Annotated in this window: 12 protein-coding genes; 8 read left to right on the top strand and 4 right to left on the bottom strand. The window is 44.8% G+C overall.

Annotated elements, in window-relative coordinates:
• Positions 1 to 110: 110 nt before the first annotated feature.
• From phoB to AACT21_RS15245, 3 genes are read left to right on the top strand one after another with little or no spacing between them, the layout of a single operon-like run.
• Positions 111 to 800, top strand: coding sequence for a phosphate regulon transcriptional regulator PhoB (phoB, locus tag AACT21_RS15255; protein WP_013857522.1), 690 nt, complete (start codon positions 111 to 113; stop codon positions 798 to 800).
• Positions 801 to 820: 20 nt separating this feature from the next.
• Complete coding sequence (gene phoR / locus AACT21_RS15250; protein WP_094164497.1) at positions 821 to 2122, top strand: phosphate regulon sensor histidine kinase PhoR; 1302 nt, start codon at positions 821 to 823, stop codon at positions 2120 to 2122.
• Positions 2119 to 3078 carry a PstS family phosphate ABC transporter substrate-binding protein gene (locus AACT21_RS15245; protein WP_094164496.1) on the top strand — a complete coding sequence of 320 codons (960 nt, stop codon included), beginning with the start codon at positions 2119 to 2121 and terminating at the stop codon, positions 3076 to 3078. The genes phoR and AACT21_RS15245 overlap by 4 nt, the downstream gene beginning before the upstream one ends.
• A 41-nt stretch (positions 3079 to 3119) precedes the next feature.
• Here AACT21_RS15245 and ppx read toward each other — a convergent pair whose 3' ends face one another.
• Positions 3120 to 4625, bottom strand: a complete 1506-nt coding sequence (ppx, locus tag AACT21_RS15240) for an exopolyphosphatase (RefSeq protein ID WP_013857519.1) — start codon at positions 4623 to 4625, stop codon at positions 3120 to 3122.
• Positions 4606 to 6705, bottom strand: a complete 2100-nt coding sequence (gene ppk1 / locus AACT21_RS15235; protein ID WP_094164495.1) for a polyphosphate kinase 1 — start codon at positions 6703 to 6705, stop codon at positions 4606 to 4608. The genes ppx and ppk1 overlap by 20 nt, the downstream gene beginning before the upstream one ends.
• A gap of 249 nt (positions 6706 to 6954) precedes the next feature.
• Between ppk1 and AACT21_RS15230 the strand changes: the two genes are divergently transcribed.
• Genes AACT21_RS15230 through phoU form a run of 4 tightly spaced genes read left to right on the top strand, consistent with a single transcriptional unit; the run spans position 6955 to position 12398 of the window.
• Positions 6955 to 9156, top strand: a complete 2202-nt coding sequence (locus tag AACT21_RS15230) for an ABC transporter permease subunit (RefSeq protein WP_094132127.1) — start codon at positions 6955 to 6957, stop codon at positions 9154 to 9156.
• A 39-nt stretch (positions 9157 to 9195) separates the two neighbouring features.
• Positions 9196 to 10842, top strand: a complete 1647-nt coding sequence (pstA, locus tag AACT21_RS15225) for a phosphate ABC transporter permease PstA (RefSeq protein ID WP_094164494.1) — start codon at positions 9196 to 9198, stop codon at positions 10840 to 10842.
• 2 nt (positions 10843 to 10844) lie between these two features.
• On the top strand, positions 10845 to 11663 hold the full coding sequence (gene pstB / locus AACT21_RS15220) for a phosphate ABC transporter ATP-binding protein PstB (RefSeq protein WP_010320428.1): 819 nt from the start codon (positions 10845 to 10847) through the stop codon (positions 11661 to 11663).
• 36 nt (positions 11664 to 11699) lie between these two features.
• Positions 11700 to 12398 carry a phosphate signaling complex protein PhoU gene (gene phoU / locus AACT21_RS15215; RefSeq protein ID WP_010320427.1) on the top strand — a complete coding sequence of 233 codons (699 nt, stop codon included), beginning with the start codon at positions 11700 to 11702 and terminating at the stop codon, positions 12396 to 12398.
• Between the two features lie 66 nt (positions 12399 to 12464).
• On the opposite strand, the gene AACT21_RS15210 is transcribed toward phoU, so the two are convergent.
• Both AACT21_RS15210 and AACT21_RS15205 read right to left on the bottom strand, forming a co-directional pair.
• The gene (locus AACT21_RS15210) at positions 12465 to 13301 is read right to left on the bottom strand and encodes a copper homeostasis protein CutC (protein ID WP_017046244.1); all 837 of its coding nucleotides are present in this window, start codon (positions 13299 to 13301) and stop codon (positions 12465 to 12467) included.
• A gap of 157 nt (positions 13302 to 13458) precedes the next feature.
• Positions 13459 to 14070: a peroxiredoxin C gene (locus AACT21_RS15205; RefSeq protein ID WP_010320425.1), complete on the bottom strand. Its 612-nt coding sequence runs from the start codon at positions 14068 to 14070 to the stop codon at positions 13459 to 13461.
• Between the two features lie 196 nt (positions 14071 to 14266).
• Between AACT21_RS15205 and AACT21_RS15200 the strand changes: the two genes are divergently transcribed.
• On the top strand, positions 14267 to 15169 hold the full coding sequence (locus AACT21_RS15200) for a hydrogen peroxide-inducible genes activator (protein WP_013857512.1): 903 nt from the start codon (positions 14267 to 14269) through the stop codon (positions 15167 to 15169).
• Positions 15170 to 15418 lie beyond the last annotated feature (249 nt).

Here is a 15418-nt window from a genome sequence, read left to right as displayed (position 1 = left end):
ATCATGAACTTGATAAGAAACTTATATGAAAAATTGTTTGCAAAGGTCACAAAAGTGTCATAATTGTTTCCCATAATGCATAGCGTTGATTACATAGAAAGGTTATTCAAATGTCTAGAAGGATTCTGGTTGTTGAAGACGAAGCACCCATTCGCGAAATGTTGTGTTTCGTGCTTGAGCAAAAAGGTTATCAAGCTGTTGAAGCGGAAGATTACGACACGGCGGTGAGTAAACTGGCTGAACCCTTTCCCGATCTTGTGTTATTAGATTGGATGTTGCCCGGCGGGAGTGGTATCAACTTTATTAAGCATATGAAGCGTGAAGAATTAACACGTAACATTCCTGTTGTGATGTTAACCGCCCGTGGTGAAGAAGAAGATAAAGTTCGCGGCCTTGAAGTGGGTGCGGATGATTACATAACCAAACCTTTTTCGCCTAAAGAGTTGGTAGCTCGTTTGAAAGCGGTTATCCGGCGCGTCACACCGACAGCACTGGAAGATGTGATCGACGTGCAAGGATTGAAGTTAGATCCTGTCTCTCATCGAGTAACGGCTAATGATAATGCCTTAGAGATGGGGCCGACGGAATTCAAAATGCTACACTTCTTTATGACGCACCAAGAACGCGTCTATAGCCGTGAGCAGTTATTGAACAATGTGTGGGGTACCAACGTTTATGTTGAAGACCGCACTGTCGATGTTCATATACGCCGTCTGAGAAAAGCGTTAGAAGAGGCTGGCCACGATAAATTAATTCAAACAGTACGTGGTGCCGGTTATCGCTTTTCATCCAGAACATAAAGGATTAATTAAGGTACGAAATGGTTGAACGTTTAACGTGGAAAAGGCTGGCTTGGGAGCTGGCTTTTTTTTACTCTCCTTGGATTATCGTTGGCTGGATCTTTGGCCATATGGCTTGGCTGCTGCTAGCGGCTACGGCGTTGCAACTGATTTGGCATTTGCATAACCAAATGCGCTTGTCGGCTTGGTTGTGGGATGAAAAACGTTTAACGCCGCCTTCCGGGACTGGAAATTGGGAATACCTGTTTAATGGGATTTATCGTTTACAGCAACGCCAACGTAAAAAACGCAAAGAACTGACCAATTTGATCCGCCGCTTTCGTAACGGGGCTGAGTCGCTACCCGATGCGGTGGTGGTGTTCCGTGGCGAAGGGAACATTGTTTGGTGTAACCGACTTGCACAGCATCTGCTCGGTTTTCGCTGGCCAGATGATGCAGGTCAACCTATCTCAAATTTATTGCGTGCCCCTGATTTTATCAAATATCTGCAAAAAGATGATTTCACAGAACCACTTGAAATGCGCTCTCCACTTAATGTTGAGCGCATGTTAGAGCTGCGTATTGTGCCTTACACAGAAGGTGAGCATTTGATGGTTGTGCGTGATGTCACTCAGTTGAAACAGTTAGAAGGCATGCGCCGAAATTTCTTTGCTAACGTTTCTCATGAACTGAGAACGCCGATGACGGTGTTGCAAGGGTATCTTGAGATGACAGAAGACCCTGACATGCTGGTAGGGCCGATGTGGCCTAAGGCACATGGAGTGATGACTGAGCAGTTAAACCGTATGAACAGTTTAGTCAATCAACTGCTGACGTTGTCAAAAATTGAAGCGGCGCCTATGCATGAGCTGGATGAAGTGGTTGATGTTCCGGCTATGTTGGAAGTACTTGAAAAAGAAGCGATCAGTTTAAGTGGCGATCATCATCACCGACTGCATTTTGATGTCGATAAGCGACTTAAAGTATTGGCCGATGAAGATCAGCTGCGCAGTGCTATATCAAACCTTGTTTATAACGCCGTCAAATATACGCCTCCGGGAGCGGAAATTAATGTGCGTTGGTATCAGAACGCGCAAGGGGCTTGTTTAGACGTGGTAGATAAAGGGGAAGGGATTGAGCCACAGCATTTACATCGTCTAACGGAACGTTTTTATCGTGTCGATAAAGCACGTTCGCGAGATACCGGAGGAAGTGGGCTTGGGCTCGCGATTGTTAAGCATGCATTGTCACATCATGACACGCATTTGCAGATTCACAGTGAAGTGGGGGTTGGCAGCAAATTCTCTTTTATTTTGCCTAAACGTTTGGTTGTGCTGTCATGATACATCGCATATTTACAGCCTTTCTCTATTTTTACTTGCTGGTTACCACGAACGCCGTGATCGCTCAGCCGCTCGTGGATTACTCAAAAACTAACGGTGTTGCAGGTAGTTTACTTTCAGTGGGGTCAGACACTCTGGCAGGAATGACGACGCTCTGGGTTGAAGAGTTTAAGACGATCTACCCCAATATCAATGCTCAAGTTCAAGCCTCAGGTTCCTCCACAGCGCCTCCTGCTTTAACTGAAGGAACGGCGCAATTTGGCCCAATGAGTCGCCCGATGCGTGGTCGTGAGATTGAAGCATTTGAACGCGCTCACGGTTATAAGCCGACGGCATTGCGGGTTGCGATAGATGCCATTGGTATTTTTGTACATCGAGATAATTCAATCAAAGGGCTTAATTTTACTCAATTAGATAGTATTTTCTCATCCACGTTGCGCTGCGGTGCTACACAACCGACCAATACTTGGGCGCAATTGGGCGTTTATGAGGATTGGGCTAAGCGAGGAATTCAACTGTTTGGCCGAAATTCGGTGTCGGGAACCTATGGCTATTTCAAACAAAACGCACTGTGTGGTGGCGATTTCAAAAAGGGAGTAAACGAGCAGCCGGGATCGGCATCGGTTGTACAATCGGTTGCTTCATCGATCAATACTATCGGTTATTCTGGTGTTGGTTATCAGGTTTCTGGTGTGAAATTGATTCCGATAGCCAAACAAGGCGATCAGTTTATTGCCGCAAGTTATGAAAATATTCTATCAGGTGCTTATCCGTTATCTCGCTATTTGTATGTGTATGTGAATAAACATCCTAATCAGGATCTGCCACCCATGCAGCGCGAATTTATCCGTTTCATTTTTTCTAAGCAAGGACAAGCGATTGTTGGGAAAGATGGTTATGTGCCTGTCAGTGCCGAGTTTGCTCTGCAAGAACTAGCTAAAGTGGGCATAAAATAACGAGCTGTTCGCTCGCTATTTTTAATCAAACCCAATTCAAATTAAACATTGAGCTGCCAACCGACACTTCTCCAATACTGTTGTTCGCACATCAGATCCGCATGTAATAATTTATTATTTTCTAACCAATTGGCGTCTTCACATTCTAGTTTCCACTCATCATCTTTTGCGCTGAGCGTCAGCTCAGGAAGAGGATCATCATTACGTTGGCTATTGACAACAATCGCTAAACGCAACACGCGGATGAGGCCAATAATGTGCTTTTTCTTAAACAAGGTGAAATCATTCATTTCTTGCAGCTTGAGGGATTTGCGTTGAAAGCGCGCTAAGGTCGACAGTACCTGTTGCTGTTCGCTGTTAAAACCGGGCATGTTGGTGTGACGCAGAATATAAGCAGAGTGTCGGTGAAAGCCTTGTAAGTTGATGCTCAATCCCACCTCATGCAATAACGCTCCCCATTCCAAAAGATCAAACAGTTCGCTGCCTTTTTTCAATCCTAGCTCTGGGGTCACATTCTGTAGAAACTCTTTTGCATGGCCTTTGACTTTAGCGGCATGCTCTAAGTCGACTAGATGCTTCATCGCGAGGTTTTCAGTGGTGCGTAAACGGATATCGGAATACTTGAACCGATCTTCCATCTCATAAAGCAAACCTTCTCGTAATGCACCATCAGAAAAATGCATCTCTTTCACACGCAGCGATTTTAAAACCGCGCTTAAAATGGCAACTCCCGCAGCAAAAACGGGTTTTCTATCGTCAGTCAACGCGCTGAGTTCGATCTCATCAATACTTTGCCATTCACAGAGTTTTTCGATGAGTTTATTGACTCGCTCAAGCGTGATGATGCCATCATCAAAGCCCAAACCAATCAGTACTTCGTGAATGGCTTTGATGGTTCCTGACGAGCCGAAGGCGACTTCCCACCCTTTTTTGCGATATTTCGCCGCAATAGATTCGATTTTTTGCTCGGCGGCTAATATCGCATGAGCGAAGTTTCTGCTTGAAAGCCTACCATCAGCGAAGTAACGGTCGGTATAGCTGACGCATCCCATTTGCTTGCTGTTGATTAGGTCTGGATCAAACCCTTGGCCAATCACCATCTCGGTACTGCCGCCACCGATATCCACCACCAACATAGACTCTGCTTGAGGTTGAGTATGTGCCACGCCTAAATAAATTAAGCGTGCTTCCTCAGCTCCGGGAATGATTTCAATAGGGAAAGGCAGTACCTGTTTGGCTCGTTGCAAGAATGTATGAGCATTATTGGCTTGACGCAGCGTATGCGTGGCCGCGATGCGCACGTTTTCAGGTTCGAAACCTTGCAACCGCTCGGCAAACATCGCTAAGCATTCAAGCCCTCGCTCTATGGCATCGGCATCCAAATTTTTTTGTTCATCTAACCCAGCCGCCAAGCGTACACGTTGCTTATGGCGGCTCACCAGTTGCAGATCTTGATCGACGACTTTGGCCACCACCATATGAAAGCTGTTAGAGCCTAAATCGATGGCCGCAATATCGCGAATAGTATTAGTTGGGTTGATTGTCATGTAAGGGTTCTTTGCTCTTTCTGGTCTGTCTTTCTACATTCTTAAGATAGTCGTAGATGGCAAATTGTGAACGCACTTTTTTACGGTTACCACGTTCTACATAATTATTGCTCATCTCTTTGTCTATCCAGCGCGCTTTCACTGTATCGGTAAATTGTAAATTCATAATGTCAATCATACGCTGTTTCAAACGTGGGTCACGAATTGGTGTCGTTACTTCGATACGATGATCGATATTGCGCGTCATCCAGTCGGCAGAGGAGATATACACCAGCGGGTTGCCATCATTGTGCGTAATAATGACACGAGGGTGTTCCAAAAAGCGATCAACGATGCTGATGATTTTGATATTGTCACTCACGCCCTCAATTCCCGGAACCAGTGAACACATGCCCCGGACGATCATCTTAATTTGTACGCCCGCGCTGCTTGCGCCATACAGTTTATTGATTAACCCTTTATCCACTAAGTTATTTAACTTTAAAGTGATTGCGGCTTTTTTGCCAAGTTTCACATTGGCGATTTCACTGTCGATTAATCGATAAAGCTGAATACGAGAGTTTCTTGGCGACACAATGAGATGGCTAAATTTAACTGGGCGGTAAGGGTTTTCAATATAGCCAAACACGTTTCGTACTTCGGTAGCAATTTCATTGTCGGCGGTTAGTAGTGAAAAGTCCGTATAGATACGGGCGGTTTTTTCATGGAAGTTGCCCGTGCCGATGTGTGCGTAGCGAACGATGTTGTCCTGTTCTTTGCGGCTAATGAGCAGCAATTTAGAGTGAATTTTTAATCCGGGAGCCCCGAAAATTACTTGGACCCCCGCTTCGGTTAAAATACGTGACCATTCAATGTTGGCTTCTTCATCAAACCGTGCTTGTAACTCAACCACTACCACCACTCGTTTGCCATTGTGTACCGCATCGACGAGCGAGTTCATTAAGCGAGAATCTTTGGCAACACGATAAATATTGATTTTGATGCTGATCACTTTGGGATCAAACGAAGCTTGTCTTACCAACTCGGTAATGTGTTCAAATGAGTGGTAAGGATAGTGAAGTAGAATATCCTGAGCGCGAATCGCATCAAATGCATTGGCAAAACCTTCAAAGTCAGCACATTGCATGGGTGGTAGCGGCTTGTTTTCTAAATAGTCACGCCCCACGTTTGGGAACCCAATAAAATCTTTAAAGTTATGGTAACGACCACCAGGAAGAAGGCTATCATAGTGCGATATTTTGAGTTTTTCGCACAAAAATTTAAGCATTTTTGTCGGCATTTCTCGTTCATAAACAAAGCGTACGGGCATAGCACTTAAGCGTTGATTCAACCCTTCTGACATCTGTTCTAACAAACTGTATTCGACTTCCCGTCGCAAGTCATATTCCGCATCACGTGTCATTTTCATCGCGTAACCCGTGAGCTCTTCATAGTCAAAAAAACCGCGGAAAATCTCATCGAGGCAGTGGCGAATGATGTTGTCCAATAAGATGATGGTTTTGCGGCGTTTGCCCTTTTGCTCCGGCACCATGACAAAGCGCGGTAGGTGGTCTGTCGGGATTTCAATCAGCGCATATTGGCTGCGGTCATTGTGTTTGAGATTAACGGCAATATAGGCGTATTCATCTTTCAAAAATTGCATGACATCAATGTCGTCAGTCATGAGCAGCGGTGTAATATGCGGGCGCACTTCTTTATGGAAATACTTAGTGATCCATTTTTTCTGAGTCTCATCCAACTGCGTTTCATTAACCAAGAAGATACGGCGACGTGCCATTTCTAAAATAAGCTCATTATAGAGATTGTCGAAATCTTGGTTGAGTTTGAACGCCTTACTTTGCATTCGTGTCAGCAAATGCTTGGTAGTATCGTTACCACCACGTTCTCGGTTGATCAAAATTTGCCGTTTTACATCGGAAAAGCGAACTTTATAGAACTCATCCAGATTGTTAGAAAAAATACCTAAAAACCGTATTCTCTCGATTAAAGGCACGGTTTTATCTGCGGCTTCTTGCAATACGCGTTCATTAAACGAAAGCCAGCTCAATTCCTTGTCGATATACAACTTGTCCGTACTCATTCATGTTACCTTTTAACTCAATTGACGTTTTTTACTGACTCACCCTCTGTGTGCTGATTGTGCGATTCTGCACAGCAATCAATTCGGGTATTGATGATTATGCAAACTATGCCTTTTATGTGACATTTTTATTTCAAGTAGGCAAGTTGAGTATAGTTGTTTTATTTTCAGTCGTTTATTGCGAGTTGTAATATACTTGTCACGAAAATTACATATTATACGCAGACAGGAAAAAGGGTAGAGAGAGCAATGGCACCAAGTGAATTTTCATTGAAGGAACGTGACAGAAAACGGTTGATAAAAGACCGTTTGGTTCGCCTTGCAGTGAGTTTTGGTGGCGTGAGTGTACTTGGCGCTTTAGTGCTGATTTTTGTCTATCTTGCGATGGTTGTTTTCCCTCTGTTTGGTAGCGCAAAAATTGAAAGGAACGTGGCGCAAGTGAGTATAACCACTTCCAATCCTCAATTTTTGGCCATAGATGAATACGGCGAGAATGCCTTTGTTGTTGACCTTGATGGCAGCATGAACTTTTGGCCCTTGGACGGCAAAACGGAACACGCATTGTGGTCGGATAGTCTCCCTATTCGCGTTGATCTTTTTAGCCAAGCTCCCCCGCTGGATGGATGGTTTGCCGCTAGCAATGTGGCGGGAGAGGTCTTTATTGCTCGCCCTAAATTCAGTTATCTGCATAGCGTGGAAGGTCGCCAGTTTTCTCCTTATCTTGAGCGCGTCAGTTTACCCTCTACCTTTCGGCTGACTCATAAAACGCAAACGTTACGCCAGTTTGCCTTCGCCGTTACTGATGAGGCACTTTTCTTTGCTTCTTATCTCGATAATGATGAGGTGATAGTACAAACCTTAACGAGTGATAACGTTGAGCCAATTCAGCGCTTTGTGTTTCAAGGCTCATTTCCTTCTTTGGACCAATTGCTTTTTACGCCAGATGGTAAAACGCTTTATCTTCGCTCAGGGTCCGAATTGGTTGTTGCCGTTAAGAGTCGTCAAGGTTATTTCGTGCGAGAAGTGGTTGATTTAAGCCAAGGTAATTCCGATCGAGCCGTGACACAAATCAACTTATTGTCCGGTGCTTATTCGCTACTGGTGACTCACCGTAACGGCTTAGTGTCACAATGGTTTGATGTGCTGCAAAATGAAGAACGTCAACTGACTCAGATTCGTAAGTTTAAATTAGCGCCGCAGGTGACGCTGTTACTGCCGGATACTTATCGCAAAGGTTTTTACAGTTTCTACCCTAATGGCACAATCCAAAGTCATTATACGACCAGTGAAAAACTGGTGTTGTTTGAGAGGATGTACAACAAAGCCCCTCAATTGGCCGCCATGTCCAATAATGAGCTTTATCTCGCTACGTTAAGCGAGCAGAAGATCAGCGTGGCAAAAGTGGATAATGATTATCCTGAAATATCACTCTCATCATTGTGGCAAAAAGTGTGGTACGAAAGTTATCCAGAGCCTCAATATGTGTGGCAATCGACGTCAGCGAACGATGAATTTGAGCCTAAGTTTAGCCTAGTACCGATAGCCTTTGGCACTCTTAAGGCCGCAGCATACGCAATGTTATTTGCAATACCGATTGCGGTGTTTGGCGCGATTTACACGGCTTATTTTATGTCACCGAGAATGCGCCGAGTGGTGAAGCCGTCGATTGAATTGATGGAAGCGTTACCAACCGTCATTATTGGTTTTTTAGCGGGGTTGTGGTTTGCACCATTAATTGAAAGCCATCTCGCGGCGGTCGGAGCGCTGCTGCTATTTTTACCCATTGTGATGTTACTCGTTGGGCTAGGTTGGCACCTGTTACCGAGAGCATGGGTGCGAAATTTTTCAAATGGGTGGCACGCATTGATACTAATCCCCGTATTAGTCGTTAGTGCAGTGGTTATCTTTTCGTATAGCAGCCAAATTGAAGTTTGGCTATTTGATGGCGATATTCAGATTTATCTCGCGCAAAACGGCATCGATTTTGATCAGCGTAATGCGCTGGTGGTTGGTTTTGCGATGGGCTTTGCCGTCATTCCAACCATTTTCACTATTGCGGAAGATGCGATCTTTTCCGTACCTAAACATCTTTCTGATGGGTCATTAGCATTAGGCGCAACACCTTGGCAGACATTAACCAAAGTCGTGTTGTTAACGGCAAGTCCTGGCATATTCTCGGCGATCATGATGGGGTTGGGGCGAGCCGTCGGAGAAACAATGATCGTTCTTATGGCGACGGGCAATACACCCATTTTAGATTGGAATATTTTAGAAGGGATGCGCACCTTATCGGCAACGATTGCGGTTGAGTTACCAGAGTCGGAAGTGGGGAACTCCCACTACCGGTTGCTTTTTTTAGCGGCACTATTGCTACTCATGTTCACCTTTTGTGTGAACTCGATTGCTGAATGGGTCAGACAAAGGTTGCGTGCCAAATATCGCGCTTTGTAATCAAGGTGCTTTGTAATCAATTGGGAAAAATCATCACAAATGTTTAAGTGGTTTCAATCAGGTTCACCTTGGATATGGTTAACAGGCGGTGCTGTCAGCATCAGCCTGATTTCGGTATTGGGCTTGCTCCTGTTTATTGGTTGGAAAGGATTAACCTATTTTTGGCCGACGCCACTTTATCAATGGCAAACTCAAGAGGGGCAAACACTGGTTGGTCAGCTCTACTCTGAGGAAAATGTGCCATTAACACACTTAAGAGCGTTAGATATTACATGGCCCAAAGCCATACTGGATGCTGGGCAAGTGAAGCGGCTCAGTATCAAAGTCGCTAACCGAGAGCGAAATCATGCGGACTTTGTTTCGATACTGGATGTTAAACTGTCGGATAAACAAATGCCTAGCGGGTGGGCGGTAATAGAACGTAAGAGTAACGGACAGTTTTATGGCAAGCCGATTGCTTATGTGCAAACCGATGGAAGCGAGAGTTCGGATGTTCAGACCATGCTCGCTGCAGGAATGCAGGATGTCGCGTTATTGAGAGAGCAAATTGACGATGTGATTGACCAGGAGATCCGAGTCATTGGCTTTGCCGCGGAAAAATTACGTTTAGAGAAGCGTCGTAAAGAACTCAATGGAAAGCTAGAACGAACCTATTTAGATCACTATTTTCATAAAAAGCAGGATTTGGATAGCCAATTAGCTATTGCCGAACAAAAGCTAGATGCGCTGCGCCAGCAAATGAATGGGCCGTCGTTGATTGTTGAAGAGATGAGTGGGCAACGAGTGGCGATTCCACTTAGCCAAATTCTCGATATTTGGTATCCCAATGATATGACTTTGGGGCAAAAATTGGTCCAGTGGGGAAAGCAGGTGTGGCTCTTCCTATCAGAAGATCCCCGAGAATCGAACTCTGAAGGCGGCGTATTTCCAGCCATCTTTGGTACAGTGCTGTTGGTGTTGTTGATGTCGATTATTGTCATGCCACTTGGTGTTGTAGCGGCTATTTATCTGCACGAATACGCAAAAGAGAATCTGTTTACTCGTATCATTCGAGTTGCAGTTATCAACCTTGCTGGTGTGCCATCGATTGTTTATGGGGTGTTTGGTCTTGGTTTTTTTGTTTACACCATAGGCTCATCGATTGATACGCTACTCTATAGCGAAAGGTTACCGGCTCCCACTTTTGGCACGCCTGGCTTACTGTGGTCGGCGCTCACATTAGCGGTGTTAACTCTACCCGTAGTGATTGTGACGACGGAAGAAGGGTTAACACGGATTCCCAGCGCAGTACGCCATGGCTCGTTAGCATTGGGCGCTACCCATTTTGAGACGATTTGGCGCATAGTATTGCCGATGGCAAGCCCTGCGATTATTACTGGGCTTATTCTCGCCATTGCGCGAGCCGCGGGTGAGGTTGCCCCTTTGATGCTGGTGGGTGTGGTCAAACTGGCGTCAAGTTTGCCTGTGGATGGCGAGTTTCCCTTTGTACACCTTGAGCGAAAATTCATGCACTTAGGTTTTCATATTTACGATGTTGGTTTCCAAACGACCAACATCGAAGCGGCTAGGCCACTGGTGTACGCCACTTCATTTTTATTGGTGACAGTGATTGTGGCACTGAATTTAACGGCCATCAGTATCCGCAATAACTTGCGTGAGAAATATCGAACGTTAGGGCAAGATTAATTATGTTTTCCATCAATCAAACTTTGGGTTATCACGCCCCGTTAGATGTTAATAATCTGAGCGATCAACAAACGGCGATTGCGATTGAAGATCTGAATCTGTTCTATAAACAGACTTGTGCGCTGAGCCATATCTCAATGCGTATTCCCAAAGGGCAAGTGACGGCGTTTATCGGCCCTTCAGGTTGTGGTAAGTCAACCTTACTGCGCTGTATTAACCGGATGAACGATCTGGTCGAAGGGTGTCGAGTTGAAGGTGAAGTCAAACTGCATGGTAGAAACGTCTATCACCCAGATGTAGATGTTGCCACGTTGCGCCGCCGAGTGGGGATGGTATTCCAACGACCCAACCCATTTCCGAAATCCATTTATGAAAACGTGGTGTATGGACTTCGTCTACAAGGAATTAAAAATAGCCGTACTTTAGATGACTCCGTTGAGCGAGCTTTAAGAGCCGCTGCGTTATGGGATGAAGTGAAGCATCGCCTACATGAAAATGCATTTGGCCTTTCGGGTGGGCAGCAGCAACGCTTAGTGATCGCCAGAGCGATTGCTATTGAGCCAGAGGTGCTGTTGCTTGATGAGCCAACGTCTGCGTTAGACCCTATTTCTACTTTGACCATCGAAGAGTTGATTAACGATCTCAAAACCAAATACACAGTGGTGATTGTGACGCATAACATGCAACAAGCGGCAAGAGTGAGCGACCATACGGCTTTTATCCATATGGGAAAATTGATTGAGTATGCGGATACTGACTCTATTTTCACCTCCCCATTGAAAAAACAAACGGAAGACTATATTACTGGTCGATATGGTTAATACTTTCGTCAATAGCGATATTCAAAAGGAACGATGATGCATCTAGGTCGCCACATTTCAGGACAGTTCAATGTTGAACTTGAATCTATTCGCACTCATGTATTGACGATGGGCGGGCTGGTGGAGCAACAACTCTCTTTTGCGATGCAAGCATTGCATAAAGATGATGCCGATCTGGCCAGAAAAGTCGTTCGGGATGATCACAAAGTGAATGCGATGGAAGTCTCTATTGATGAGGCTTGCACGCGTATTATCGCTAAGCGACAACCGACAGCCAAGGATCTGCGCTTGATCATGGCGATCATCAAAACCATTACCGACCTTGAGCGAATTGGTGATGTTGCCACCAAAATTGCCTACGTCACTATCGAAAGCCCTTCACCTAAAGAGAGCAAATTTCGAGTTTCTCTTGAACCTTTATGCCGGCAAGCCATTGCAATGTTGCACCAAGTGTTAGACGCTTTTGCGCGGATGGATCTTGAATCGGCTGCTGAAGTGTACCGCTTGGATGATAAGCTGGATGCCGAATATGAAGCCGTGATCCGCCAACTGATGACCTATATGATGGAAGACCCTAAAAATATCCCACATATATTACAAGTCATGTGGTCTGCACGAGCCATCGAACGCGTGGGCGATCGCTGCCAGAATATCTGCGAATACATCATCTATTTTGTCAAAGGTAAGGATGTGCGCCACTTAGGTAAACAATCGATTGATGACATCCTCAAATAGCCTTTTGGGTAAAGTAAGGTGAAGGAAAGTTATTCACCTTACATCAAGACATAACGGTCGCCGAAGTTAAGAAAGCTGGCGCAATACCTCTTGGATTTTAGCCGGATCGGTAATTGGGATGAGGGTGTCATCGACAGACTCTTGGCCCATTTTCACCGCATTGGCGATCATATCCATGCTACTTGCACGCGTGGTTTTGCCGGACAAATGCACTTCAGTGATGCCCGTTTCACGGATAATGTCAGTCACGTTTGATGCGTTTAAGCCAGCCCCAGCCATAATAGAGAATCGACCATTCGCCAGTTTCACCATGTGTGCAATTACGGCTCGTCCTGCATAGGCATCTGGCGCTAACCCTGAAGTAAGTACACGCTCACACCCTAATTTTGCAATGTCTTCAATCGCTTGTTCATAGCTGTGGCATTGATCAATCGCACGGTGGAAAGTGGTACCCAACCCTTGCGCGGCTTGCATCATCAGTAAGCTTGCTTCAAGGTTGATGGTGCGATTCGGATTCAAAATACCAAAGACGATGCCGTCTAGTTCCGCCTGTTTTGCCATCTCGATATCGATCAACATCGAATCGAGATCATCCTGATCATAAAGAAAGTCGCCTTGACGCGGACGAATCATCGCGTAAACAGGAACGCTCGATATTTGCGCGGCCTTTTTCATTAAACCAAAGCTGGGCGTCAGTCCACCTAATGCGAGCGACGAACACAATTCAATGCGAGTAGCCCCGCCTTTAATGGCGTTGTGTAGCGATTCAATATTATCAATACACACTTCAACTTGAATATTCATAGCAAAATCCTGCTGGAAAAATTTGGTTAATGTTAGCAAGTTAGAGTAGTGACGTCTGTGTGATTGAGGTGAGAAATAGGGGTAAAGTTTACCAACCAATGCTGCCTCATTTTCACTAAATGAACGACAACGAAAAAGCCCAAAGCGTTAGCTTTGGGCTTGGATAAGGACTTTACTTCTTAACTGATTGGCGATGCGTTTTACGCTTTATTATATGTCCAACCATTGACCCGAGTTGAGCGCGGGCTAAGGAGAATTATTTCTTGCCTAGGTCGTCTGAGTGCTCAGCTAGGAATGCTGCAACACCTTTTGGAGATGCATCCATACCGGCTTTGCCTTCTTCCCACTGTGCTGGGCACACTTCACCATTCTTTTGGTGGAAGTTAAGCGCATCAACCATACGTAGCATTTCGTCGATGTTACGGCCTAGTGGTAGGTCGTTCACAACTTGGTGACGTACAAGACCATCTTCGTCGATGAGGAAAGAACCACGGAAAGCAACGCCTGCTTCTGGGTGCTCAACATCGTACGCTTTACAGATTTCGTGCTTCACGTCAGCGATTAGCGGGTATTTTACTTGGCCAATGCCACCGTTTTCGATAGCGGTATTACGCCATGCGTTGTGAGAGAATTGAGAATCGATAGATACACCGATTACTTCAACGCCTTTCGCTTGGAAATCTTCGAAGCGTTTGTCAAAAGCGATAAGCTCTGATGGGCAAACGAAAGTGAAGTCTAGTGGGTAGAAGAAAACAACCGCTTTCTTACCTTTAGTAAATTCTGCGAAGTTGAAGCTATCAACGATTTCACCGTTACCAAGAACAGCTGCTGCAGTAAAATCAGGGGCTTTACGACCAACTAGTACCATTTTTTTGCTCCTAAGAATAAGGTTTAGTTCCAAACCAGTGATGAGCACTGGTCCAGTCCGTTTTTGAACGAGACAAACTATAGTACAGATTGTAGGATAGTAAAAAGCGAAATAAATAGATTAGTCTCATCGAAAAAAGCGATGAGCTCTAATGACGGAATCAGAAACGGTACTCAAACAAGATAGTAGTAGAACGATGAATAAATGGCCCAGTTTGAAGCAGTTGCACTATTTAGTAACACTCTACGAAACACGGCACTTTAGTGATGCCGCTGAACGTTGTTTTGTTAGTCAATCTACCCTAAGTAAAGGGATCCAAAATTTAGAGGAATTAATAGGCTGCCCGCTTTATGAAAAGGATAAGAAAGCTCCGTTAGTGTTTACTCAAGCGGGAGAGCTGGTTGTTAGCCAAGGAAGAGAGTTACTTGCCAAAGGACAAGATTTAGTGGAACTCGGCAAGGTTTGCCAAGGCGATGAGATGCAAGGTCAGCTTAAGCTGGGTTGTATTCCAACCATTGCTCCATTTTTACTGTGTGATTTAGTGCAAGAAGTGAATGTCCGCTTTCCGAAGTTGAACTTATTATTACGAGAAGATACGACGACGAACCTTTTGGCTGCACTGCGTCATGGAGAGCTTGATGTGTTGATTTTGGCTTTGCCTGTCGATATCGGCAAAATGGAGAGCCGAGTCGTGGGGATTGATCCATTCAAAATGGTGATCAGCCGTCATCAAATGGATAGCATCCGTGTGCCAATCAAGTATGCTGACCTGCCTGATGAATCGGTGTTTTTGCTCGAAAATGTGCATTGTTTAACGGATCATGCTGTGTCGGCTTGCAAGTTGACCGCCAAAGAGAAAATTAATCCATTTACCGCAACCAGTTTACATACCTTAGTGCAGATGGTCGCCAATGGTTTAGGGACGACTTTCATTCCACAAATGGCAATCAATCATGGCTTAGTTGAAAACCAAAATTTAGTGGTCATCGAGCCTCCTGGCCAGCAAGCCTATCGAGAGATTGGTTTAGTCTGGCGGCCAAGTTCATCGAGAACTCACACTTTTAAGCAGTTAGCGGATGTGGTTTCTGGTTTACTTTAGCGATTAGTCTTACTCTTTCCTTTGCCTAAAAAATCAAAAAGTCACTTTTAATGTGGCTTTTTTCAGTTTTCTATTCTGTTAGTGTTTTTAAACTTGTAAAATTTTACAAACAATTCTTGATGAAGTTTTCATAAAATCAAAAATCTTTACAGCCACAATTTTACACATCCTATTTTCTCTTGCGTTTAAAAAGAAGCCATCTGTCTCGCTCGGTTAGTCGTAAATTCAAGCCTTACTGCGTCTCACATC

The sequence above is a fragment of the Vibrio sp. V08_P9A1T1 genome, from assembly GCF_963874405.1.
Taxonomy (GTDB): Bacteria; Pseudomonadota; Gammaproteobacteria; order Enterobacterales; family Vibrionaceae; genus Vibrio; species Vibrio anguillarum.
This window is presented reverse-complemented; position numbering and strand designations above follow the sequence as displayed.